At 66.1% G+C, this 23,840-nt stretch carries 26 protein-coding genes; 13 read left to right on the top strand and 13 right to left on the bottom strand.

From position 1 onward, the window contains the following. Nucleotides 1-34: 34 nt before the first annotated feature. Nucleotides 35-1,258 (top strand): DUF418 domain-containing protein, encoded by a 1,224-nt coding sequence (locus JAO74_RS13560; RefSeq protein WP_199039228.1) that lies wholly within the window; start codon nucleotides 35-37, stop codon nucleotides 1,256-1,258. A 1-nt stretch (nucleotide 1,259) separates the two neighbouring features. On the opposite strand, the gene JAO74_RS13555 is transcribed toward JAO74_RS13560, so the two are convergent. The 9 genes from JAO74_RS13555 to JAO74_RS13515 all read right to left on the bottom strand — a co-directional run bounded on the left by JAO74_RS13555 (nucleotide 1,260) and on the right by JAO74_RS13515 (nucleotide 8,107). Beyond that, a complete protein-coding gene (locus tag JAO74_RS13555) occupies nucleotides 1,260-1,685 on the bottom strand; it encodes an Hpt domain-containing protein (protein WP_332908812.1) in 426 nt (141 codons plus the stop codon). A 97-nt stretch (nucleotides 1,686-1,782) separates the two neighbouring features. Further along, nucleotides 1,783-3,165, bottom strand: coding sequence for a ribosome biogenesis GTPase Der (gene der / locus JAO74_RS13550; protein ID WP_199038969.1), 1,383 nt, complete (start codon nucleotides 3,163-3,165; stop codon nucleotides 1,783-1,785). A 231-nt stretch (nucleotides 3,166-3,396) separates the two neighbouring features. Further along, the gene (locus JAO74_RS13545; protein ID WP_199038966.1) at nucleotides 3,397-4,722 is read right to left on the bottom strand and encodes an outer membrane protein assembly factor BamB family protein; all 1,326 of its coding nucleotides are present in this window, start codon (nucleotides 4,720-4,722) and stop codon (nucleotides 3,397-3,399) included. Beyond that, nucleotides 4,719-5,453: a tetratricopeptide repeat protein gene (locus JAO74_RS13540; RefSeq protein WP_199038963.1), complete on the bottom strand. Its 735-nt coding sequence runs from the start codon at nucleotides 5,451-5,453 to the stop codon at nucleotides 4,719-4,721. The genes JAO74_RS13545 and JAO74_RS13540 overlap by 4 nt, the downstream gene beginning before the upstream one ends. A gap of 91 nt (nucleotides 5,454-5,544) precedes the next feature. Next, nucleotides 5,545-6,432 carry a 3-methyl-2-oxobutanoate hydroxymethyltransferase gene (gene panB, locus JAO74_RS13535; RefSeq protein ID WP_199038961.1) on the bottom strand — a complete coding sequence of 296 codons (888 nt, stop codon included), beginning with the start codon at nucleotides 6,430-6,432 and terminating at the stop codon, nucleotides 5,545-5,547. A gap of 25 nt (nucleotides 6,433-6,457) precedes the next feature. Continuing rightward, nucleotides 6,458-6,916: a hypothetical protein gene (locus JAO74_RS13530; protein WP_199038960.1), complete on the bottom strand. Its 459-nt coding sequence runs from the start codon at nucleotides 6,914-6,916 to the stop codon at nucleotides 6,458-6,460. A gap of 59 nt (nucleotides 6,917-6,975) precedes the next feature. Next, complete coding sequence (locus tag JAO74_RS13525; protein ID WP_199038958.1) at nucleotides 6,976-7,329, bottom strand: ArsC family reductase; 354 nt, start codon at nucleotides 7,327-7,329, stop codon at nucleotides 6,976-6,978. A 93-nt stretch (nucleotides 7,330-7,422) separates the two neighbouring features. Continuing rightward, complete coding sequence (locus tag JAO74_RS13520; RefSeq protein WP_199038956.1) at nucleotides 7,423-7,758, bottom strand: hypothetical protein; 336 nt, start codon at nucleotides 7,756-7,758, stop codon at nucleotides 7,423-7,425. 31 nt (nucleotides 7,759-7,789) lie between these two features. Then, the gene (locus tag JAO74_RS13515) at nucleotides 7,790-8,107 is read right to left on the bottom strand and encodes a DMT family transporter (RefSeq protein WP_199038954.1); all 318 of its coding nucleotides are present in this window, start codon (nucleotides 8,105-8,107) and stop codon (nucleotides 7,790-7,792) included. A gap of 248 nt (nucleotides 8,108-8,355) precedes the next feature. On the opposite strand from JAO74_RS13515, the gene JAO74_RS13510 reads away from it, so the two are divergent. The 4 genes from JAO74_RS13510 to JAO74_RS13495 are packed head-to-tail and all read left to right on the top strand — an operon-like array spanning nucleotide 8,356 to nucleotide 13,133. Continuing rightward, nucleotides 8,356-10,401 carry an NAD(+) synthase gene (locus JAO74_RS13510; protein WP_199038951.1) on the top strand — a complete coding sequence of 682 codons (2,046 nt, stop codon included), beginning with the start codon at nucleotides 8,356-8,358 and terminating at the stop codon, nucleotides 10,399-10,401. 43 nt (nucleotides 10,402-10,444) lie between these two features. Further along, entirely contained in the window at nucleotides 10,445-11,311 is an 867-nt protein-coding gene (locus tag JAO74_RS13505) for a CDP-alcohol phosphatidyltransferase family protein (protein WP_199038949.1), read from the top strand. Between the two features lie 7 nt (nucleotides 11,312-11,318). Beyond that, nucleotides 11,319-12,410: an inositol-3-phosphate synthase gene (locus JAO74_RS13500; protein ID WP_056530238.1), complete on the top strand. Its 1,092-nt coding sequence runs from the start codon at nucleotides 11,319-11,321 to the stop codon at nucleotides 12,408-12,410. A gap of 15 nt (nucleotides 12,411-12,425) precedes the next feature. After that, the gene (locus tag JAO74_RS13495; protein WP_199038947.1) at nucleotides 12,426-13,133 is read left to right on the top strand and encodes a phosphocholine cytidylyltransferase family protein; all 708 of its coding nucleotides are present in this window, start codon (nucleotides 12,426-12,428) and stop codon (nucleotides 13,131-13,133) included. A gap of 199 nt (nucleotides 13,134-13,332) precedes the next feature. On the opposite strand, the gene JAO74_RS13490 is transcribed toward JAO74_RS13495, so the two are convergent. The 3 genes from JAO74_RS13490 to modA are packed head-to-tail and all read right to left on the bottom strand — an operon-like array spanning nucleotide 13,333 to nucleotide 15,601. Further along, nucleotides 13,333-14,118: an ATP-binding cassette domain-containing protein gene (locus tag JAO74_RS13490; protein ID WP_199039225.1), complete on the bottom strand. Its 786-nt coding sequence runs from the start codon at nucleotides 14,116-14,118 to the stop codon at nucleotides 13,333-13,335. Continuing rightward, nucleotides 14,118-14,804, bottom strand: a complete 687-nt coding sequence (gene modB / locus JAO74_RS13485; RefSeq protein WP_199038945.1) for a molybdate ABC transporter permease subunit — start codon at nucleotides 14,802-14,804, stop codon at nucleotides 14,118-14,120. Before modB ends, JAO74_RS13490 begins: the two co-directional genes overlap by 1 nt. Before the next feature lie 2 nt (nucleotides 14,805-14,806). Further along, nucleotides 14,807-15,601 (bottom strand): molybdate ABC transporter substrate-binding protein, encoded by a 795-nt coding sequence (gene modA / locus JAO74_RS13480; protein WP_233150996.1) that lies wholly within the window; start codon nucleotides 15,599-15,601, stop codon nucleotides 14,807-14,809. Between the two features lie 122 nt (nucleotides 15,602-15,723). On the opposite strand from modA, the gene JAO74_RS13475 reads away from it, so the two are divergent. Then, a complete protein-coding gene (locus tag JAO74_RS13475; protein ID WP_199038942.1) occupies nucleotides 15,724-16,800 on the top strand; it encodes a beta-N-acetylglucosaminidase domain-containing protein in 1,077 nt (358 codons plus the stop codon). Between the two features lie 135 nt (nucleotides 16,801-16,935). Next, nucleotides 16,936-17,655 (top strand): PEPxxWA-CTERM sorting domain-containing protein, encoded by a 720-nt coding sequence (locus JAO74_RS13470; protein WP_199038939.1) that lies wholly within the window; start codon nucleotides 16,936-16,938, stop codon nucleotides 17,653-17,655. A 78-nt stretch (nucleotides 17,656-17,733) separates the two neighbouring features. Here the strand turns inward: JAO74_RS13470 and JAO74_RS13465 are convergent, their stop codons facing one another. Beyond that, a complete protein-coding gene (locus JAO74_RS13465) occupies nucleotides 17,734-18,315 on the bottom strand; it encodes a Crp/Fnr family transcriptional regulator (protein WP_233150995.1) in 582 nt (193 codons plus the stop codon). A 33-nt stretch (nucleotides 18,316-18,348) separates the two neighbouring features. On the opposite strand from JAO74_RS13465, the gene JAO74_RS18785 reads away from it, so the two are divergent. The 6 genes from JAO74_RS18785 to JAO74_RS13440 all read left to right on the top strand — a co-directional run bounded on the left by JAO74_RS18785 (nucleotide 18,349) and on the right by JAO74_RS13440 (nucleotide 23,835). Continuing rightward, nucleotides 18,349-18,561 (top strand): hypothetical protein, encoded by a 213-nt coding sequence (locus JAO74_RS18785; protein WP_233150994.1) that lies wholly within the window; start codon nucleotides 18,349-18,351, stop codon nucleotides 18,559-18,561. A gap of 314 nt (nucleotides 18,562-18,875) precedes the next feature. Next, a complete protein-coding gene (locus tag JAO74_RS13460) occupies nucleotides 18,876-20,021 on the top strand; it encodes a helix-turn-helix transcriptional regulator (RefSeq protein WP_199038933.1) in 1,146 nt (381 codons plus the stop codon). A gap of 229 nt (nucleotides 20,022-20,250) precedes the next feature. Beyond that, nucleotides 20,251-21,978, top strand: a complete 1,728-nt coding sequence (locus JAO74_RS13455; protein WP_199038930.1) for a beta strand repeat-containing protein — start codon at nucleotides 20,251-20,253, stop codon at nucleotides 21,976-21,978. 66 nt (nucleotides 21,979-22,044) lie between these two features. Further along, nucleotides 22,045-22,428 (top strand): hypothetical protein, encoded by a 384-nt coding sequence (locus JAO74_RS13450; RefSeq protein ID WP_199038927.1) that lies wholly within the window; start codon nucleotides 22,045-22,047, stop codon nucleotides 22,426-22,428. Continuing rightward, complete coding sequence (locus JAO74_RS13445; RefSeq protein WP_199038924.1) at nucleotides 22,428-23,135, top strand: C39 family peptidase; 708 nt, start codon at nucleotides 22,428-22,430, stop codon at nucleotides 23,133-23,135. The genes JAO74_RS13450 and JAO74_RS13445 overlap by 1 nt, the downstream gene beginning before the upstream one ends. A 1-nt stretch (nucleotide 23,136) precedes the next feature. Further along, entirely contained in the window at nucleotides 23,137-23,835 is a 699-nt protein-coding gene (locus JAO74_RS13440) for a hypothetical protein (protein ID WP_233150993.1), read from the top strand. The last annotated feature ends 5 nt before the right edge of the window (nucleotides 23,836-23,840 follow it).

The following is a 23,840-nucleotide window of genomic DNA, read 5'->3' as shown; positions in this document are numbered from 1 at the left end:
ATCGCCCGCGCCGCCACCGTGCCAATCGGCGGCGATGATTCCCGACCCTGACGTCCAGACACCTGCCGACACCCGGTTCGACACGCTCGACGTCATCCGCGGCGTCGCGGTGATGGGCATCCTGGTCGCCAACCTGCCCGCGTTCGCGCTGCCCCGCGCCGCCTATTTCTCGCCCTTGGCCTGGGGTGGCACCGGCCCTGCCGACATCGCCATCTGGTTCGCCAATTTCGTGCTCGTCGAGGGCAAGATGCGCGGCCTCTTCTCGTTCCTGTTCGGCGCTTCGATGCTGCTGGTCATCGATCGCGCCGGCCGCGACGGGGCGCAGGTGCATCTGTGGCGGATGGCGACGCTGTTCGTGATCGGTTGCCTGCACCTGTACCTGATCTGGTGGGGCGACATCCTCAGCCATTATGCGCTGGTCGGCGGCCTCGCGCTGATGTTCGCGCGGCTGCCCGTCCGCGCGCTGGTGGCGGCGGGGATCATCACGCTGGCGATGGAGACGGTCATCAGCGGCATCGCCACGCAGATGCTGTTCGACAGCGCACCGCGCAACACCGCCGCCGCCACCGCGATCTGGAACGGCTATGCCGCCATTTTCGGCGCGCCCCCCGCGGCCGTGCTGTCGGGGGACATCGCCGGGCAGGGCGGCGGCTGGTGGACGGGCGTCCGCTGGCGCTGGGACCATGCCGATGCCCCGTTCGCCTCGCTTTTCTATGTCGGCCTGCAGACGTTGAGTGCGATGCTGTTCGGCATGGCGGCATATCGCAGTGGCTTCCTGACCGGAGGCTGGTCGCGGGCGCGGTATCGCCGCTGGGCCACCGGGTGCCTGGGCCTCGCCCTGCCCGCCTATGCGCTGCTCGGCTGGCTGACGATCGCGCATGGCTTTGACCAGCGCTGGGTGATGACCGGATCGATCTTCGCCAGCGAGCCGATCCGGATGATCGCCGTGGTCGGCTATGCCGCGCTGATCGTGTTGCTCATCCGGCCCGGTGGCGGCCTTACACGACGACTGGCGGCGACCGGCCGCACCGCCTTCACCAATTATATCGGCACCAGCGTGCTGATGACGTTCGTGTTCGGATGGGGCCTGCACCGGTTCGGCGCCTGGGACCGCGCCACGCTCTACCTGCTGATCCCGCCCGTCTGGGGTTTGATGCTGTGGTGGCCGACGCCGTGGCTGACGCGATACCGCTACGGCCCGCTGGAATGGCTGTGGCGCGCGATGGCCCGGATGGAACGACCGGCGATGCGGCGTTAATTCAGCCCGGCATCGCCCGGCGGCCGAAACCGCCCGCCACCGGCCGGCGCACCGGCACCACCGGATTCGCCTCACGCTCCAGCAGGGCCAGCGTCTGTTCGAACAGCGGCCGCAACCGCGTCACCTGTTCCAGCGCTTCCTCGGGCGTGTCCTGCCGCTCGACGCAATCGCGCGCCGCAACCTCGATCGTCTCGGCCAGCGCCGCCAGCGGCATCGCACCGAATTGCCGCGCCTCGCCCTTCAGCGTGTGCGCCGGGATGACCAGCGCCGCCGCCTGATTCGCGCGCATCGCCGCCTCGATCGCGGCGACCGACTTCACGCCATCCTCGCGAAAATAGCCGAGAATGCGCACGAAGCCCGTTCCCAGTTCGGACTTGGCCGCCGCAAAGGCCACCCCATCCACCAACGTGCTTCCGTCCAGCGACACCCGACTGCTCCCGCGACTTCCCGGTTCCAGCCCAAGCCGTAGCGCCATCCGGTAAACAGAAGGTTGCCGCCCGCCGATTCGAGCGGGAGCTGCCCCCTTACTCCTTCGTATCGAACGGATTCTTCGGCGCCCGCATCGTGACGCGCACCGGCACCGCCCCGAATCCCAGTTCACGCCGCATCGAATTGACCAGATACCGTTCGTAACTCGCCGGCAGCTGGTCGACGCGGGTGCCGAAGATCACGAAGCTCGGCGGCCGTGTCTTCACCTGCGTCACGTACCGCATCTTGATACGGCGACCGCCCGGCGCGGGCGGGGGGTTCGCCTCGATCGCGTGTTCGAACCAGCGGTTCAGTTCGCCGGTGCCGACCCGCTTCGACCACGCCTCGCGCACCTCGAACGCCGCGCCGATCAACTGATCGATGCCGCGCCCGGTCGCGCCCGACACGGTGATGACGGTGACGCCCTTCACCTGGCTCAGGCCGTCCTCCAGCGCCTTCTTCACGCCATTGAACAGCGACGACGCATTTTCGGCGATGTCCCATTTGTTCAGCGCGATCACCAGCGCGCGGCCTTCGGACAGCACCTTGTCGGCGATGCGCAGGTCCTGCGCCTCCAGCCCCAGCGTCGCATCGAGCAGCAGCACGACGACCTCGGCGAAATCGACCGCGTGGAGACCGTCGGCGACCGACATCTTCTCCAGCTTGTCCTGCACCTTGGCCTTCTTGCGCATGCCGGCGGTGTCGATCAGCTTCACCGCATGGGGGCGGCCGAGCAGGTCCATCCACGTCCAGTCGACCGCGATCGAATCGCGGGTAATGCCCGCCTCCGGCCCGGTAATCAGGCGATCCTCGCCCAGCATCCGGTTGATGAGCGTCGATTTGCCCGCATTCGGACGACCGACGATTGCCAGCTTCAACGGCGCGTCGAGCCGCTCGTCGTCCTCGTCCTCTTCCTCGGGCGGGAATTCGTCCTTGTCCTTGTCGATGATCGGCAACAGCGCCTCGAACAGGTCGCCCACGCCCTCGCCATGTTCGGCCGACATCTGCACCGGATCGCCGAAGCCCAGGCTCAGCGATTCAAGGATACCCTGGTCGCCGGTCTTGCCCTCCGCCTTGTTGGCGACGAGGATGACCGGAGTGGCGGACTGCCGCAGCCAGCGGGCGATCTCCTCGTCCAGCGGCACGATGCCGGCGCGCGAATCGAACAGGAACAGCGCGACATCGGCCTGCGCGATCGCCGCCTCGGTCTGCAACCGCATCCGGCCGGGCAGCGTCTGGGCGTCGTGATCCTCATATCCGGCGGTGTCGATGACGCGGAAATCGAGGCCGACCAGACTGGCATCGCCCTCCCGCCGGTCGCGCGTCACGCCGGGCCGATCATCGACCAGCGCGAGTTTCTTGCCGACGAGGCGGTTGAACAGAGTCGATTTGCCGACATTCGGCCGGCCGACGATCGCGACCACGGGGAGTTTGGGCATCGTGGCGCTGTAGCCGCAGACGGGCGCGGCGTCACCCCGCCGCTAGAGCGGGGCGGATAGCCGCGCAGGAACATAGGGTTCAGCCCCAAATTGTTCCCCGGCGGAGGCCGGGGTCCAGTTGGGAAAGCCATCGTGACTTACCGCAACCCTTCACCCAACTGGACCCCGGCCTCCGCCGGGGAACAGCGCTATTTCGTCAGGCCCCGGATCACCGCGACCCTGCAAACCCGATCAACGATACGCCGCGATCTGCCCCTTCTGGTCCAGCACGTACAGTGTCTGGTTGGCGACGATCGGCGACAGGCCGAACGGCACCTTGGTTTCGATCGTCTGCACCACACTGCCATCGGTGGGCGAGGCGAAGACGATCTGGCCGCGCGAATTGGTCATCACCAGCCGGTTGCCCGCCAGCACCGGGCCGAACCATGTGATCGGCCCCGACCGCTTCTTGATGTTGCGGAACCGCGGCAACTGCGCGATCCAGCGCGCCTTGCCGCTCGCCCGCGACAGCGCCGCCAGCCGCGCATCGTCGGTCACCACGAACAGCCACTCGCCCGCGATCCACGGCGTCGAGATACCCGCGAGGTTCTGCTCCCACAGCCGCTGGCCGGTCGACAGTTCCAGCGCGACCATTCGCCCGCCCTGCCCGACCGCATAGACGCGGCCCTGATCGATAACCGGCGCCGCGTCGATATCGGCCAGACTCGACACCGACGTCGTGATCGACGTGCGCGACAAGGCGTCCTGCCACAGCACGCGGCCATTCTCATACCGATAGGCGGACAGTTCGCCGCTGGAATAGCCCGCGACCACCGAACCCTGGCTGGCGGCGGGGGCGGCGACGCCGAACACGCCTTGCGTCTCCAGCGTGCCGGACTGCGCCCATTGCACCTTGCCGTCGGCCTGATTGATCGCGAAGATCTGGTTGTCCTGCGACAGGACGTACACGTTGCCGTTGGCGACCGTCGGCGCCCCGCGCAGCGGCCCGCCGGGCTTGGCTCGCCACAATTCCTTGCCGTCCGCCGCGTTCAGCGCAACGACATCGCCCAGACCGTCATCGGCATAGACCTTGCCGTCGTCGTAACTCACGCCGCCGCCGAAACGCGATCCGCTGTTCTTCTTGCCGGGCGACAGTTCGACCGTCCACAGCGTCGCGCCGGTATCGGCCGCGATCGCATGGACCGCCGCGGCGACATCGATGACGAACATCTTGCCCTCAGCCACCACCGGCGTCGCCGCCAGCCGCTCGCGCGGGGAGCCGCCGTTGATCGTCGCCTGCCACAAGCGGGCCGGCGTTGCGCCGAGCGCAAGCTGGCCCATCGACTTGGCGGCATTGCCCCCCGGCTGCGACCAGGCGTCGTTCGCGGCAGGGGCGGGCAGCGTCACCTGCACATCGGCCAGCGACGGGTCGGTCGCGACGCCGTTTTCCGACGTCAGGATCGACACGCGTTCGCCGACGGTCGGCGTCTTCTTGGGACCACCGCCCTTGAAGATGCCGCACGCGCTCAACGCCACCAGAGCCGCCACCATCACCGGGGCACGGAAATGCTTGATCATTGCGACGGGCTATCCTGATTGGTGGGGCTGCCGGCGGGCTTTCCGGCCGCACCCGACGGAAGGGCATCGACGCCCAATACGCCCGCCATCTGAACGGCACGTTGACGCAGCGAATCGGGCACGCCCTCGTCCCGCGCGATCCGGCCGAACAACTGCCCCGCCTGCGCCTGCTGGCCCAAACGGATCTGCGCGAGCGCCATCATCTCGCCGGCACTGCCCAGCCACGGATTGCCCGGCACCGCCAGCGGCCGCATCCGCTCGACCACCGTCTGCGGCTTCAGCGTATCATATTCGGCGGCGGTCTGGCGGATCAGCGCCAGATCGCGGAACGGCTGGCCGACGCCGCTGTCGGTCGCGACCGAGGCGAACAATGCCGCCGCGCCCTTCAGGTCCTGCTTCTGGAGCAGCAGATCGGCCTGCGTGAACTTCGCCAGCGCCCGGTATCCGGCGGCGTCCGATCCGGCGAGCGACTTCAGCGGCGCCGCGGCCTTGTCGAACTGCCCCTGCCCCAGCGCATCGAACGCGGTCTGCAATTGCTCGCCCTCGGCACCGGCGGTCTCGCGGCCACGGTGCTGCCAGAACAGGAACCCGCCCAGCAGCGCCAGCGCGGCGACGACGCCGGCGATCGACCACAACCCCCATTTCGTCCAGAAACTGGTCAGGCGATCGCGGCGAACCTCGTCATCGACTTCGCGAAGAAAGGCCACATTGGTGTCGGGCGGCAGGGCCAAGGACTAGCTCCGGGAAAGGCAGGCGGGAAAAAAACGGGCAGGATCGGGGAACCAGCGCCTTTAACGACGTTGCCCGCGAAACGGAAGCGGATCAATCCGCCGCCCGTGCCTTGGCCGCATAGACCTGTTCCACGCCGGGAAAGCTGCGCGCCTTCACCTCGGCGGCATAGCGCGCGGCGGCATCCTGTATCCGCGCGCCGAGATCGTCGTACCGCTTCACGAAGCGCGCGGTGCGGTCGAACATGCCCAGCATATCCTCGGCCACCAGCACCTGCCCGTCGCACTGCGCCGATGCGCCGATGCCGATCACCGGACACGACACGGCGTGCGTGATCGCCACCGCGATCGGCTCCACCACCCCTTCCAGCACCATGGCGAACGCGCCCGCCGCGTCGATCGCGGCGGCATCCGCCATGATCTTCGCCGCCTCCGCCTCGGTCCGGCCGCGCACGCCGTATCCGCCCAGCACGTTCACCGCCTGCGGCGTCAGGCCGATATGGCCCATCACCGGAATGCCGCGTTCGGACAGAAAGCGCACGGTCGGGGCCATCGCCTCGCCCCCCTCCAGCTTCACCGCCGCCGCGCCGGTTTCCTTCAACAGCCACGCCGCGCTGTCGAACGCCTGTTCGGGCGACCGCTCGTAACTGCCGAACGGCATGTCGATCACGACCACCGCATGGTAACTGCCGCGCACCACCGCCGCGCCGTGCGCCGCCATCATCGCCAGCGTCACCGGCACCGTCGAGGGCAGGCCATAGATCACCTGCCCCAGACTGTCCCCGACCAGCAGCATGTCGCAATGCGGATCGAGCAACTGCGCGTTGCGCGCGGTGTAGGCGGTAAGCATCACCAGTGGATCGCCACCGCCCTCGCGGCTGGATTTGCGCGCGCGCATCGCGGGCACGGTCAGGCGCTTCAGCGGGGCCGGCGTCGGGTTGGCGCGGCTGGTGGCGGTGTCGAGCGTATAGGTCGTGGACATGGCGGCGATCCTTACCCCCGCCAGTTCACCCGATCCAGCCTCGCCGCCGCGCGCGCGACGCCAGCCACAGCTGGAACACGCCCACGCCCAGGATCAGCGCCGGAAATCCCGTCGCCTCCACCACGCCCTTGTGCGCGATCAGGTCGGTCGCGAGGAACACCCAGCCGAACATCGCGACGATCCCGACCAGCGACACGATGAAGAACTGCCGCGCCACCGTCGATCGCAGCAACAGCGCCAGCGCACCGGCAAAGCCGGTTCCCACCGTCATCGCGAACAGCGGATTATACCACATCGGCAGCGCCGCATAGAACATCCGGTCATAGGCGGTCGACGTGCCCATCGCGTCCGCGCCCAGCCGCACCTGCTGGATGCAACTGACGATCCCCATCGCGCCCCACAGCATCAACAGGATCGCCACCGACCCGAACCACCGCGGCACCCGCCGCCGGTCAGACCCCCGATAACCGCCCCAGTCGCCCATCACCGCCCCCTTCATCTGCAAGAAGGTGTGCGCCGACTGCCACGATCAGGCAAGTATGCTCAGCGAACCGGAAACAGCCCCGCATAAGCCACCGGATCGAACCCGGCCTGCACCGCATCCCCCGTCACCACGATCGGCCGCTTGATCGCCGACGGATGCGCCAGCATGATCCGCACCGCCTTGTCCGCATCGAGATCGGCGCGGGTCTCCTCGGGCAGCTTGCGGAACGTCGTCCCCCTGCGGTTCAGTACCGTCTCCCACCCCAGCCGATCGACCCACCCGCGCAAGGTCGCCTCGTCCACGCCGGCCTTCTTGTAGTCGTGGAAGTCATACGCGACGCCCTCGGCATCCAGCCATGCCCGTGCCTTCTTCACTGTGTCGCAATTGGGGATGCCGTACAGTGTGATCGTCATGCGAAGCCTCGACTTAGGGAGTTCAGTGCTCCGTTAGCGAGCGGGCGCCGGAAAAACAGCCATGTCGCTTTCGCCCAATAGCCGACGCCGACATCAGAGCCGAACTTCAAGCAGACCTTCGCGGTCGCAAACCCAAGATGAGGCAAATTCCAGCACTTCGTTGAGCGGTTCGCCGGGGTGGGCCGCTGTGACCAAAAACCGCCCCTCGTCGCTTCCGTCGCCGATCACCACCAAATCAACCTCAAGTTCCACTTTCTCCGCATCGTCACCCGCAATGGATATGAGACGAACACCGTCCCGGAGACAGCGCTCGATGAATTTCGCCAAGGCTTCATGGTCTGCTATGGGTGAATGGAGGATTATTCGAGGCGGGAGCGACATACGCTCATGGTAAAGCACGAATGTCCGCTGCCCACCAATGCTGGTCATCGGCCGCAATCGATAACTGACAAATGTCCCCTCAAGGCGTCGCCAGCTTCATCACCACCAGCCCGCTGACGATCAGCAACGCCGCCGCCACCCGCATCGGGCTGACCGCCTCGCCGAACACCATGATCCCGACGGCGAACGCCCCCACCGCGCCGATTCCCGTCCAGATCATGTACGCGGTGCCCAGCGGCAACGTCCGCATCGACCATGACAACAGGCCGAAACTGACGATCATCCCGCCGATCGTCACGACACTCGGCAACACCTTCGAAAAGCCGTGCGACTGCTTCATCGCACTTGCCCAGACGATCTCGAACAAACCGGCCAGCACCAGGGAAATCCACGCCATGACAGCCTCCTTCAGGCTGCCGGGCCGTCCCGGTCTTGAACACCCCGACACGGGGGCGGGAACGTGGTCGCCGCGCCCCGGAAATAGTCGACGGACGACCGGCTTTCAACAGCGTTCCCCGGCGGAGGCCGGGGCCCAGTCGGGAAGGCCAAGGTAACTCGTTACGATCGCTCACCCAACTGGACCCCGGCCTCCGCCGGGGAGCAAAAGGGTCGAAAACCCCGACCGATCGGGTAGAAGCCTCAACCATGACCCACCCGTTCTACTCGCTCCACCGCCAGCGCATGGTGCGCGTCGCCGCCGCCACGCCCGGCGCCAGCGTCGGCGATACGCGCGCCAATGCGGCGGCGACGCTGGCACTGGCGCAGGACGCGGATGCGCGCGGAGTCGATCTGTTGGTGTTCCCCGAACTCAACCTCACCAGCTACGCGATCGACGACCTTCACCTGCAATCGGCGCAACAACGCGCGACGCGAGACGCGATCGCGGCGGTGGTCGCGGCCAGTGTCGATCTGAAACCCGTGCTGCTGGTCGGCGCCGCGCTGGAACGGAACGGTCGCCTGTACAATTGCGCGGTCGCGATCGCGCGCGGCCGGGTGCTGGGCGTCGTACCGAAGACGTTCCTGCCCAACTACCGCGAATATTACGAGAAGCGCTGGTTCGCGAGCGGCGGCGGCCTCACCGGCCTGACGATCGATCTGAACGGCGAGGAGGTGCCATTCGGCCCCGACCTGATCTTCGCCGCCAGCGACCTGCCCTTCTTCACCTTCCATGCCGAGATCTGCGAGGATTACTGGGCGCCCACCCCACCCTCGACGATGGGCGCGCTGGCCGGGGCGCTGATCTGCTGCAACCTGTCCGCGTCGAACATCGTCATCGGCAAGGCGCGCGAGCGGGCGATGCTGGCGGCGGCGCAGTCGGCGCGCGGCGTCTGCGCCTATGTCTATGCCGCCGCCGGGATCGGCGAGAGCACGACCGACGTGGCGTGGGACGGACAGGGCCTGATCCACGAACTCGGCGAGCAGATCGCCGGATCCACGCGGTTCGCGCGCGTGCCGCACCTGACCGTCGCCGACATCGATACCGAGCGGTTGGTGCAGGAGCGCAGCCGCTTCGGCACCTTCAACGATGCCGCCACCTTCGCCGGCCATCCCGAAACCCGCTTCCGCCGCATCGGCTTCGCGCATGGCGAGGATATCCACGACCATGGCCTCGAACGCGCCGTCCGCCGCTTCCCCTTCGTCCCCAACGATCCCGCCAAACGCGACGCCGACTGTTTCGAAGCGTTCAACATTCAGGTCGAGGCGCTGGCGAAGCGCCTGGAGGCGGCGCACGCGAAGACGCTGGTGATCGGCGTCTCCGGCGGCCTCGACTCGACCCACGCGCTGATCGTCGCGGCCAAGGCGATGGACCGGCTGGGTCGGCCGCGCGGCGATATCCTCGCCTTCACCCTGCCCGGCTTCGCGACCGGCGAGGGGACGAAGGCCAATGCCTGGGCGCTGATGCGCGCGCTCGGCTGCACCGCCGACGAGATCGATATCCGCCCCGCCGCCCGCCAGATGCTGGGCGATATCGGCCATCCCTTCGCCGACGGCGAACCGCAATATGACGTGACGTTCGAGAACGTGCAGGCAGGCCTGCGCACCGATTACCTGTTCCGCCTCGCCAACCAGCGCGGCGGTATCGTGCTGGGAACGGGCGATCTCAGCGAGATGGCGCTCGGCTGGTGCACCTACGGCGTCGGCGACCAGATGAGCCATTATGCGGTCAACACCGGCGTGCCCAAGACGCTGATCCAGTTCCTGATCCGCTGGTGCATCCGCGACGGCCAGTATGACGCCGCGACCAACGACGTGCTGAACGCGATCCTGGCGCAGGAAATCTCGCCCGAGTTGGTGCCGGCGGGCGCGGACGGTGCGCTGCAATCGACCGAGTCGATGATCGGCCCCTATGCCCTCAACGATTTCTTCGCGCACTACGTGCTGCGCCACGGCCTCGCCCCGTCGAAGATCGCGTTTCTCGCCTGGCATGCATGGCGCGACGTGGACGCGGGCCGCTGGCCGGCGGACTTTCCGGCGGACGCACGCGTCGCCTATGATCTGCCGACGATCCGCCATTGGCTGGAGAAATTCTGCTACCGCTTCTTTCAGACCAGCCAGTTCAAACGGTCCGCTTTGCCCAACGGTCCGAAGGTCTCGGCCGGCGGCGCGATCAGCCCGCGCGGCGACTGGCGCGCGCCGTCCGATGGCACGGCGCAGGTCTGGCTCGATGAACTGAGCGTCAACCTGCCGTAATCATCTTGAAATAAATTGCGCACAGGCGCATTGTCCCCAGCCTATGACAGTGCCTCCACCGGATGGATCGCGCGATCGCCGGATCGAGGACCCTTCCAACCTTTGGCTGATCCATCCCGCCAGCCGCCTGCTGTTGCCGTGGACGCTTGCGCGCGGCATTTCGGCCAATGCGGTGTCGGTCGCCGGACTGGTGCTGGGGGCGGCGGCGGCACTGGCCTATGCCCGGTTCGAGGCGTGGCCGCTGGCGGTACTGGGCTTGGTCCTGTCGATCGGCTGGCTGGTCGCCGACGGTCTGGACGGCATGGTCGCGCGCGCGACCGGCACTGCCAGCCCGCTCGGCCGGATGCTCGATGGCCTGTGCGATCACGGCGTCTTTGCTCTGATCTATGTCGTGCTGGCGATCGAGGTCGGCACGGTCGGTGGCTGGGTCCTCGCCTTCGCCGCCGGTGCCGCCCACGCTGTGCAGTCGAGCCTGTATGAGGGCGAGCGCAGCCGCTTCCACCGCCGGATAAAGGGCGTGGCGCTGGTTGCTACGACGGCCCCGGCCAGCGACAGCCCTCTGGTTCGCCTCTACGACTGGTTCGCCGGCAGCCCCGATCGGCTGGCGCGCGCGTTCGAACATCGGCTGGCCGCCTCGCCCGAACCGCTGGTGCTGGGCGCGCGCTACGGCGCCGCCGCCGTGCCGCCGATGCGGCTGCTGTCGCTGGAAACCGCCAATGTCCGGGTCGGGGCAATCTTCATCGCCTGCCTGATCGGCGATCCACGCATCTTCTGGTGGTTCGAGATCGTGCCTCTCACGCTGATCGCCGTTGCCGGTCTCGCCTGGCATCGCCGGGTGGAACGGTCGCTGCTCACGTCAACTTCTCCCGCCCCGGCCGACGCGCCGGCGCGTTATCTCGTCAAGGAATAGGACTGTAATGGCCAACATCCGGATCGCCATCGTCGGCATCGGCAACTGCGCAAGCTCGCTCGTTCAGGGGCTGGAGCATTATGGCGAAGGGACCAATGACGCCGTCGGCCTGATGCACTGGGAAGTCGGCGGTTACCGCCCCAGCGACATCAAGGTCGTGGCCGCATGGGACGTCGATGCGCGCAAGGTCGGTAAGGATGTGGCCGAGGCGGTCTTCGCCAAGCCCAATTGCACCGCCGTCTTCGCCGCCAACCTCCCCGCCACCGGCACCGTCGTCAAGATGGGCAAGGTGCTGGACGGCGTCGCCGAGCATATGGCCGATTACAAGGACGACCGCACCTTCATCGTCGCCAACGACACGCAGCCGTCGAAGGAAGACGTGATCGCCGAGCTGAAGGCGACCGGCGCCGACGTGCTGATGAACTACCTGCCCGTCGGTTCGCAGGAAGCGACCGAATTCTACGCGGAATGCGCGCTGGAAGCCGGTGTCGCCTTCGTCAACAACATCCCCGTCTTCATCGCGTCGAACCCGGTCTGGGCCAAGCGGTTCGAGGACGCCGGCGTCGCGATCGTCGGCGACGACATCAAGGCACAGCTGGGCGCGACCATCGTCCACCGCGTGCTGACCGACCTGTTCGCCAAGCGCGGCGTGAAACTGGACCGCACGTACCAGTTGAACACCGGCGGCAACACCGACTTCCTGAACATGTCGAACCACCGTCGTCTGGAATCGAAGAAGATTTCCAAGACCGAAGCAGTACAGTCGGTCGCAGCGGAGCGTCTCGACGACGACAACGTCCATATCGGCCCCAGCGATTACGTGCCGTGGCAGAACGACAACAAGGTCTGCTTCCTGCGCATGGAGGGGCAACTCTTCGGCGGCGTGCCGATGAACCTCGAACTCCGTCTCTCGGTCGAGGATTCGCCCAACTCCGCCGGCGTCGCCATCGACATGATCCGATGCGCGAAGATAGCGAAGGATCGCGGCATCGGCGGCGTCATCGACCCCGCCAGCGCCTATTTCTGCAAGCACCCCCGCACCCAGATGACCGACGACCTCGCCCAGCTAGAGGTCGAGAAGTTCATCGCGGCTGCCTGACGGGATAACGACGCGATGATCCGCAACGCCGTCCTGCTCGCCGCCGGCTATGGCAGCCGGCTGCGGCCGGCGGCACCGTACAAGCCGCTCTGCCCGGTCGCCGGCCGGCCGCTGATCGACCATGCCCTGACCGGCATGGCCGAGGCGGGGCTGACGCGCGCGATCGTGGTGCTGGGTTATGGGGCGGAGCCGATCGCGGCGCACCTCGCCAGCCGCGCCTGGCCGCTGGCGGTGGAGACGGTGATGACCCGCGACCACCGCGAGCCCAACGGCGTCTCCGTCCTCGCCGCCGCCCCCGCGCTGGCCGGCGAACCGGCGGTGCTGGCGATGTGCGACCATCTCGTCGCTCCCGCCCTCTACGCCCGCCTCGCCACCACGGGCATCGGCAACGGCGCAACCCTCGGCATCGATCGCCGCATCGGCCACCCCTGGGTCGATCCCGACGACGTGACCTGGGTGAAGACCGACGGCGACGACATCGTCGCGATCGGCAAGGGCATGGCGGATGCCGACTGCTACGACACCGGCGTCTTCGCGATCGGCCCCCGCCTGTTCGCCGCGCTCGGCAGCCTTGGCGCCCCTTCCCTCACCGAAGGCATGCGCCTCCTCGCCGCCGACCGCCGCGCGCATGTGGTCGATTGCAGCGACCTCGACTGGATCGACGTCGACGACGCGCCCGCGCTGGCCAAGGCAGAGGCATGGCGGCTGACGCTGGCCGCCTGATTTGGGTGATGCTGGAAGGTGATTAGGTACGGTAGGCAGTTTTCAATCTGGCGATGTAAACAAGACCAACTTCACACAGCACTCCATCATGTTAAGCCGATCGAAAATAAGATCGCCCCACTCTTTCTCATCGTCGCGCCCCGGAAAAATAGGAACGGGTTTAGTCTAACCTCAACCTAAATTTCCGCCGCCCCGCCCGTTACCACGACACCCGCACCACCGCCCCGACCGGCGCATCCAGTCCCGGTACGGCGATCGTCTCGCTGCCGATCCGCACCAGCCCGGGCGCTACCGCCTCGCCCGTCACCAGGCCACCCGGCAGCAGCGCCGCCGGCGTGCCTTCGGCCACCACCCGCCCCGCTTCTATCCGCACCAGATGATCGCCGAGCAGCCGGACCTCGTCCTCGCGGTGGGTCACGTACAGCATGGGCAGCCCGAACCGCTTCAGCGCGGCGATGAAGCTCAGCACCTCGCCCCGCCGTGCCTCATCCAGCGCCGATACCGGCTCGTCGAGCAGCAGCAGGTCGGGCTGGCTCAGCAGCGCGCGGCCGATCGCCACCCGCTGGCGCTCGCCGCCCGACAGGTCGAGCGGCCGGCGATCCAGCAGATGGCCGATCGCCAGCACCTCGATCACCGCGTCGCGCTCGATCCGCCGCTCGCCCGGCACGGCCTTGGGCGCACGCCGCCAGCCGTACGTCAGGTTGCGCTCGACCGACAGGTGCGGGAACAGGCGCGCGTCCTGATGGACGATGCCGATCCGCCGTCGCTCCGCCGGCACCGCGATGCGGGCGGCGGTGTCGGTCAGCACATGGTTGCCCACCGCCACCACCGCCTCGTCCGCGCGGACCAACCCCGCGACGATGGCGAGCGTCGCCGACTTGCCCGCGCCCGATGGCCCGAACAACATGGTGATGCCGTCCTCCGGCCCGGTAAACGCCACGTCCAGCCGGAAGTCGCCCAGCCGGTGCCGCGCCCTGACCCGCATCACCGCCCCGCCCGGCGGCGACCGATGCGCAGCAGCAACTCCGACAGCAAGAGCCCCGCCAGTGCCGCCGCGAACGAGATACCCGACAGACGCGCCGCCGCGCCCTCGCCCCCCGGCACCTGTAACGCCGCATAGATCGCCAGCGGCAGCGTCTGCGTCTCCCCCGGAATGTTCGCGGCGAAGGTGATGACCGCGCCAAACTCGCCCAGCGCCGCCGCGAAGCCGACCACCGCCGCCGCAACCAGCCCCGGCAGCGCCAGCGGCAGCACGATCGTGAAGGCCCGGTCCCAAGGCCCTGCCCCCAGACTACGTGCCGCCTCTTCGAGTCGCGGATCGACCCCCTCGATCGACAGCCGCACCGCGCGCAGCATCAGCGGAAAGGCCGATACCCCCGCCGCCAGCGACGCCCCCGCTGCCGTGAACGCCAGCCGGATGCCCCATACCTCGTCCAGCCAGCGCCCGATCGGCCCCTGCGTCCCGAACAGGATCAACAAGACGAAGCCGATCACCACCGGCGGCAGGATCAACGGCGCATGCAGCAGCGCATCGAGGAGGAACCGCCCCGGAAACCGCACCCGCGCCAGCAGCCACGCGAACGCCGTCGCCGCGATCAGCCCCCAGAAGGTCGCGGCTCCCGCGATCCGCAGGCTCAGGCGCAGCGCCTCCCACTCCTCGGGTGTCAGCATCGTCAGCCGAGTGGCCGGAAGCGATAGCGGCGGAAGATCGCCCTGGCCTCCGCGCCGCCCAGGAACCGGTAGAAGGCCACCGCCCCGGGCTTCGCGCCCCGGATCACGGCGGCGGGATAGATGATCGGCGGATGGCTGGCGGCGGGGAACAGGCCGACGATCCTGACCGCCGGTTCGGCCACTGCATCCGTTTCGTACACGATGCCAAGCGGTGCCTCGCCCCGCGCGACATAGGACAGCGCTGCCCGCACGTCCTGCGCCGGTGCGAGCCGATCGGCGACGGATGTCCACACGCCCAGCCGGGTCAGCGCCGCCTGCGCATATCGCCCCGCCGGCACGCTGCGCGGATCGCCGACCGCCAGCCGGTTACGATCGCCCAGCGCAGTGGCCAGCGGGAAGCCGGGCCGGATGCGCAGGCTGACACGACTCGCGCGCGGCGCCACCAGCGCCAGCCGCCCGCCGAGCAGATCGCGGCGGGCACCCGGCTGCAACCGCTCGCCCTTTTGCAACTGATCCATCCATGACGGTTCGGCCGAGACGAACAGATCGGCGCGTGCCCCCGCCTCGATCTGGCGCGCACCGGTGCCGCTGGAGGCGAAGGAGAACCGCACCGGCTGGCCCGTCCGCTGCGTGTACGCCCGCCCGACCATTTGCAGCGCATCGGTCAGCGAGGCGGCGGCGAACACCGTCAACGGCTCGCGCGGCTGGGCGGCCAGCGGCGGCGCCATGCCGATACCGGCCATTGCGGCCATCCATCCCAGCACCAGGCGCCTGCCAACCGGGTGATATGTCCGCATGCTATCCTCCACTGCCGTATACGGCCGGCTATACCGGGTGACATCGATGGGCAAGGGCGACGCCGGCCGGATCGGCTGTCGATCGCTGGACACTCCCCCGCCGGCTGCGCGATGTCTGAAGGATGCAGACCCACTCCACGCCCGAACTCGGGATCATCGAAGCGTTTTTCGGCCCCGCCTGGTCCTGGGCTGAGCGGACCGCGGTGATCGATCACCTCGCCCCCGCCGGCTATGGCTTCTACCATTATGCGCCCAAGAGCGACGCGCACCTCCGTCGGCGCTGGGATGAGCCGCATCCGCCCGAGGCCGCCGCGGCGATCGCCGCCTTCGCCGCGCATTGCCGCTCTCGGGGGGTGCGATTCGGTGTCGGCCTGACCCCGTTCGAGGTGCATGTCGATTTCGACGACGGCGCCCGCATGCGACTCGCCGCCCGACTCGCCGCGCTGGATGCAATCGGCATCGACGACCTCGCCATCCTGTTCGACGACATGCGCGGCGACCTGCCCGACCTCGCCGAGCAACAGGCGGCGATCGTCGATTTCTGTGCGAGCCGGACATCCGCGACCAGGGTCTATGTCTGCCCGACCTATTATTCCGACGATCGCGTGCTCGACCGCGTCTTCGGCGAGCGCCCGGCGGGCTATCTGGAGACGCTCGGCCGCCTGCTCGATCCGGCGATCCGCATCTACTGGACGGGCGAAGAGGTGTGTTCGCGGGAGATCGGCCCCGGTCATCTCGCCGATGTCGCCGCGCGGCTGGGGCGACCGGTATGCCTGTGGGACAATTACCCCGTCAACGATGGCCCGCGCATGTCCGATCACCTGCACCTGCGAGGCTTCACGGGTCGGTCCGCCGCCAACGCCGGTCATTTGCAGGCGCATGCCATCAACCCGGCGTTGCAGCCGCTGCTCGGTTGCATCCCAGCGCTGACGCTGCCGTCATTATACGACATGAAAGATGCCTATCGGTACATGACGGCATTCCGAGAGGCGGCAATGACGATCGCTGGGGAACCGCTCGCGGGTATGCTTGAGGCAGACCTATTGTCCTTTCAGGACAGTGGCTTGATGCGCCTTTCGACGCGGCGCGAAGCGCTCGAAAATCGGTATAAGGCCGTCAACCATCCCGTCGCAGCGGAAGTCCTGAAATGGCTCAATTCCGGATATAACGTATCAGCCGATGACGTTCAGACTCAGTAAACAATCACACTTTTCGACGTTTTCGACCCTCCCTGTGTCTTTTTGACACGGTTTGGGAACAAAATCTTAGTGAATGCGTGATTATATCTATGCTGCGCTGCAACCAAATCCTAAAGGCTGCGTTAAGCGCTCGGGATGGAAGGCCATGACTGTGCGCTCTGGCGAGGTGCTGGAACGGCGACGGCCAACCTTCTGCTTAAAGGGAGTATCTCTATGGTTATGAAAATTGCGGCAGTAGCCGGTCTGTTTACCGCGATCGCGTCGCCTGCTTCGGCGGCAACTTTCGTCACCCAGCTGGGTAGCGCCGCATCCTTCGCAGCCCCTGCCGGCACCGCGATCACCTTCGATGGTGCGCTGCCGACCGGTTTCTCCCTGACCCCGACCAATTCGTCGATCGTCAGCGGCGATCTGGCCAACCAGTACGCACAGCCCGCATTCAGCGACGGCAGCCGCTATCTCGCCGTTCTGAACGGTGGTTCGGCCGTTCTTCAGTCCACCACGGGCTTCGACTCGGTCAGCTTCTTCCTGGGTTCGATCGATTCGTTCAATTCGGTCCAGCTGCTCAGCACGACCGGTCAGGTCATCGGCACGTTCGCTGGAAGCCTGTTCACGGCCAATGCCAATGGCAACCAGGACATTCCGCAGACGAACCGCCGCGTCACCTTCACGCGCAGCGCGGGCGACGCGATGATCGGCGGCATTAATTTCATCAGCGGCGGTAACTCGCTGGAAGTCGACAACGTCGTATTCGCCGTTCCCGAGCCTTCGACCTGGGCGCTGATGTTCCTCGGATTCGGCATGGTCGGTACGGCGATGCGTTATCGCCGTCGGAGCAAGTCGGTCACCTACGCCTGATCCTTTAACGGATTGGGACAAAAGCCGTCGGCCTATCGGTCGGCGGCTTTTTTCGTATGGGTAATCAGGTGCCGCCAGTCAGGCGATAGCGAGTTCGGCAACGGGGATCGTCTGCGGCCGCAGATAGGCACCGTTGAATCCCGACAATCGTTGCAGTCCGACCAGGTCCAGTACCGTCAGGCCGCCGCGCCGCGACGTGATCATCGACCGGCTGCGCAAATCCTGCAGCACCCGGTTCACATGAACCGGCGTCAGCCCCAGCGTGTCGGCGATCTCCTCCTGCGTCAGCGGATAGAAGCGCGATCCCTGCCCGTCGGGTGCGGTCATCGACAGGCGTTCGGACAACTCGCAGAACAGATGCGCCACGCGTTCCAGTGCATGACGACGCCCCATGTTCACGATCCACGCCCTGAGTATCGCCTGCTCCACCAGCGAACACCAGGCCAGCGCATGGCCGACCGCCGGATCGGTCCGTTCCAGCGCATTGATCGCCTGTGGCAGGATATAGGCCACGCGCACGGGCGTGAGTGCCATGATTCCCTGATCCATCCGGGCGAGCGTCGTGCACCGCAGATCGCAAAGATCGCCGGGCAGCAGCAACGAGGTGATCTGACGTGCGCCGCTCGGTAACAGTTTATAACGTGCCGCCCAGCCGCTCATGATGAGATGAACCCGATCGGCGCGCTCACCGTCATGAACGATATTGACGCCACGACCGATATCGCGAACATCCCAACACAGGTCGAGCAGTTCCCGAATATCCGGTTCTTCGAGACGGCAGCACTGCCGCAATCGCGCGATCAGCGGATTATCGTCCACGACGCTCTCCCTTTTGGCCCTGCGCTAAGGGTCATTGATACTGTCGATAGCATTACCCCCAGCATCGGCCATCATCTGAACGAATGATGGCATCTTCTTCGTCCCGAAATGGTACGGAATCGTAATCAATTTCGGTCCTTCCTAGGTAATCCACTGTCGTTCCGGATTCGATCCAAATTCTCAGCAAAACCTATGTTACTGAAAACCTTCGTAACAACGAACTTTTGTTGTTCTGCCACGATCCATAATGGTGCGATGAACGCCAGATGAAGGCTGGATGAACATCGCTAGGTCCGTCGTCGTCATGACGTACCGGCCCGGCGGACAATCCAGCTCATGCAGACGATCGGCACCCCCGCCGGGGCAGGCGGTGCGTTGCCGCAACAGGGAGGATCACCGGGATGGCCACGCGCTTGAACGTCGCCCAGCATGGTCGGCATTCACCGAATATTATCCTGCTGTCCGAATTCCGCGCTCGCGACATAGACATAGATGTCGATCGCGGAGACATCGGCGACGATGGGTACGAGCCGCTGGCCGAAATGATGCACGAAGTCGCACAGGAACTGGCAACCGACAGCGTGCTGGCCGCTTGGCACGAAACGGACGACCAGCCCCGGATCATGTTCGTCAGCGGCGCCGGCGAACCCGGATCGTCGGCCGAACGTGACTTGATCGCCGCTGCAAAGGTCGCCGCCGCCAAGTCGACCCCGGTGTGCCACACACCACCGGCGGACGAGACAGGCGGATCGACGATGGTCACCGCCCGGATTCCTGCCAGCGACGGCGTCGCGACGGTAACGATCACCGTGCGACCACGCGTAGCCGGTGCCTATGGCGATCCGTGTGACGTTGGCACGCGGCTGGCGGCGATGGTGAAGCCGTTCTTTCGCCTGTGGTCGCTGCGTTCACGAGCGATGGCCCGCATCCAGGGACTGACATCGGCGATCAACAGCAGCGATGTCGGCACGTTGCTGGTCAACGGACATGGCGAACTGGTGTTCGTGAATGCCGCGGCCGAACTGATGCTGGCGCGCAACGACGGTATCCGTCGTGCCGGTTCGATCCTGAGCGCCACGCGGCTGGCCGATACGATGCGCCTGCAGGCCGCGATCGAACATGTGTTCAGCGGTAGCGCGCCGCGGGATGGCAGCATGGCGGAAGCCCCGGTGGTCGCACTGCAACGCAAGACCGGCCGCCCGCTCCTGGCGGTGATCGTCCCGAGCGAGTCGCATGGCGCGGGCCATGACGATGTCGCGGCCGTGGTCCGGGTGTTCGATCCCGACCGCGATCTCGACACGCTGCTGGCGCCGGTATGCAGACTGTATGCGCTGTCGCCGGTCGAGGCACGCCTCGCCTGCCTGCTCGCCGGTTCGGTGTCGTTGACGGATGCCGCGGTCCAGATGCGCGTGCAGGAACAGACCGCGCGGTCGTATCTGAAGCAGATCTTCCTGAAGACCGATACCAACCGGCAGGCCGAACTGGTCGCGTTGCTGCTGAAAAGCGCGGTGCGGGCGGCCCCCCATTGCCGCACCACGCTGATCTGACGGTCTCGTCGCGCATCCCGTTTGGCGACAGGGCGCGACCCACCCCCCAAATCAGGGGGAGGAGAAGGCGATGAACGGGGGGCCGCTATTCTACCAAGCTGGGGCAGCGCCACTGCCGGATAGAGAGGATATTTCCCCTGTGCCGATCCAGGCGCCGCACCGTCCCTTCCATCGCTCCGTCGGTTTCGGAGAAACGGCAGGCGTGGCGTAATTCATGGAAGGATGACCGATGAAGACCCAGCTCTTTCGTTCCTGTTCCGTCGCTGCCCTGTTGATCGCGGCGCCATCCATCGCGATCGCGCAGGACACCACGAACACTGCCGGCGCCGGCCAGACCGCCGCCAACAACAGCTCCTCCGCCACGACCGATCAGTCGAACAGTTCGACCAATGTCGCCGACAGCGGCAACGGCAACGACCTGTCGACCAACGTTTCCGACAGTGGCAACGACAATTCCGACAACTCCACCAATGTCGCGGATTCGGCGAACGACAGTTCGGATAACTCGACGAACGTAGCCGACAGCGGCAACGATAATTCCGACAATTCCACCAACGTCGCCGATTCGGGCAACGATAATTCCGACAATTCGACCAATGTCGCAGACAGCGGTAACGGCAATGACCTGTCGACCAACGTTTCCGACAGTGGCAACGATAATTCGAACAGCTCGACCAACGTGGCTGACAGCGGCAACGACAATTCGAACAGCTCGACCAACGTGGCTGATTCGGGCAATGACAATTCCAACAACTCGACCAATGTCGCAGACAGCGGCAATGGTAACGATCTGTCTTCTGACGCATCGACGAATGTGTCCGATTCGGGCAACGACAATTCGAATAATTCGACCAACGTCGCGGACTCCGGCAACGGCAACGATCTGTCGACCGACAATTCGAATGCAGGAAACGACAATTCGGATAATTCGACGAATGTCGCCGACAGTGGTAACGGCAACGACCTGTCCACCAACGCGTCGGTCAATGACTCGGGGAATGACAATTCGAACAACTCGACGAATGTAGCCGACTCGGGCAACGACAATTCGGATAGTTCGACCAACGTCGCGGATTCGGGCAACGACAACTCGACCACGACGAACACCGACAATTCGGACAATTCGACGAACGTCGCCGACAGCGGCAACGACAATTCGGACAATTCGACCAATGTGGCCGATTCCGGCAACGGCAATGATCTGTCGACCGACACGACCGTCGCCTCCTATAACACGAACAGCGGCAACGACAGTTCGAACAGCAACAACGATGCGTCCACCGACTCGTCGGACAACCGCACGACCACCGGTGGCCGGGTTGCCGCCAGTGACAGTTCGAACGTCACCGACAGCAGCGACAATTCCACCACGACCAACAACGTGGCGGACAGCGGCAACGATAATTCGGATCGTTCGACCAATGTCGCGGACAGCGGCAACGACAATTCGGACAATTCGACCAACGTGGCCGACAGCGGCAACGACAGTTCGAACAACAGCGTTGCCGAGGGTCGTTCCGCCAACAACGGCAGCACGGCGACCGACAATTCGAACAATTCGACGAATGTCGCGAATTCGGGCAATGACAGCCGCGACCAGTCGGACAACTCCGATAACTCGACCTATGTCGCCAACAGCGGCAATGACAGCTCGGTCAACGACAGCAACAACATGACCGATATGTCGACCAAGACCGGCGTCGCCAGCACCAGCAACGTGTTCGGCGATAGCGCTCTGGTCGCCAGCGCCACGTTGTCCAGCTATGTCACCGGCGTCACCGTGACCTATGCCGGCGGCGACAGCGGCGGGCCGAACACCAACAACAGCATCAACACCGATGGCAGTTCGTTCCAGAACTTCGCTGGTATGCAGGCGTTGAACCAGAACACCGGCGTCGGCGCTTCGCAAAATGCGAACGTCAGCGTCGCGGTCTCGGCCGGCGATATCTCGATGTAACCGACTCCCTCGAAACCGGCGGTGCATGGCGCCGCCGGTTCTTTTCCTTTTTCCGAGGAGCGTCTGATGATCTCCCTTCCGGGCCGCCCCGCCCTCGGCATCTGGGGCACAGCGCTCGCCATGACCTTCGCGACCGCGGCAGCCGCGCAAACGGCGCCGGCCACGACCGAAGCGGTCGCCGCTTCCCCCTTCGATGTCACGACGGTCGACGACGCCGCCCTGCACGACATCGCCGGACGCGCCGACACCGCCCGGATCGCGACCAATACGCAGAATGCCGGCGTGTCGCGCAACAGCGTCGGTGACAATTCGAGCACCGGCAATGCGCAGATCGCGGACAACGCATTCCAGAACATGTCCGGGCTGTCGATCCTGAACGTCAATACCGGCAACAACGTCGCGATCAACGCGGCGATGGCGGTCAATATCTCGATCACCCCGGGGCAGTGATGCGAGCTGCGGCCTTGTTCCTGCCGGTGTTCCTGCCGGTCGCACTGTCGGCCTGTGCCGATCATGTCGTCGGCACCACGCGGTTCGTGGCGCCGGTCGGCCCGGTCGGCGATTACGCCGTACCCGTCACCAGCGTCGTCGAGCGCAAATTCGATGGCGTCATCCGCCAGCGATACGATTTCAGCTGTGGATCGGCGGCGCTCGCGACGCTGCTGCGCTATCATTACGATCTGGCGGTGCGCGAGGACGATGCGTTTCGCGGCATGTGGGCGCGGGGCGATCGCGAGCAGATCCGCCGGGTCGGTTTCTCGCTGCTCGACATGAAGCGCTGGCTGGCCAGCCACCAACTGTCGGCGGACGGATACAAGGTTTCACTGGACAAGATCGCCGCCACCGGTGTTCCCGGCATAGCGCTGATCGCGGTCAAGAATTACCGCCATTTCGTCGTCGTGAAGGGCGTGCAGCGTGGCGAGGTGCTGCTCGGTGATCCGTCGAGCGGCCTGACGGTGATGCCGCGTGCCGAATTCGAGAGCGCGTGGAACGGCATCTATTTCGTGCTGTCGCAGGATCAGGCGCGGGCCAAGTCGCGCTTCAATCAGGACCGGCAATGGATCGCCTATACGCGCGCGCCGATCGGCGGGCGGTTCGCCGATCCGGTCAGCCAGCAGGCATTGTCTTTGACCAATCCCTTTCGTGGAGATTTCTGAGATGCACGGCGTCCTGATCCTCCTGTTGATGACGCAGGCCGCGCCGATCGTCGCACCGGCACCCGCCCCGTTACAGGATCCGTTGCCCAACGAGGTGCTGGCGACGCAGCGCGGCGGATTCCGGTTGCCGAGCGGGATCGACGTCGCGCTGACCGTCCAGACGCAGACCGCGATCAACGGCGCGGTGGTGCTGCGATCGGTGTTCCAGGCGGATCGCGGCACGCCCACCCTGACCGTCTATGCCCCCCGGCCGGGCGAAACGGTGGCGGCCGATGGTGGCCATGCAGGCGCCAGCGGCGATCCGGCGATGCCCGTCGTCACCTATGACAGCCGTAACGGCATTCAGATCAGCGCAAGCGGCGGGACGCCGGCGGTGTCGCTGACCCTGTCGGGCGGCGCGGCGTCGGCAGCGACGGGACTGGCACCCGTCACCGGCGACGTCATGACCGACAATGGCACCGTCAGCCAGTCGACGCGGGGCGCCCTGCAGGTCGCGGAGTTGCGGGCCGCCGACCTGACGATCACGCATCTGGCGGGCAGCGCGTTCGGGACGGCGATCGCCAATGCGGGGAACGACCGCGCGATCGATACGTCCACCGCGGTCGGCATCGACCTGCGCAATGCCGGGCCGGATGTGCTTGGATCGTCGATGTTGCGGGTGCAGGATGTGGCGATCAACGCCATGCAATTCCGTCAATGAGGGGC

This window comes from Sphingomonas mollis (genome assembly GCF_016427505.1).
GTDB lineage: Bacteria > Pseudomonadota > Alphaproteobacteria > Sphingomonadales > Sphingomonadaceae > Sphingomonas > Sphingomonas mollis.
The sequence above is the reverse complement of the archived record's forward strand: the minus strand, read 5'-3'. Positions and strand labels throughout refer to the sequence as shown.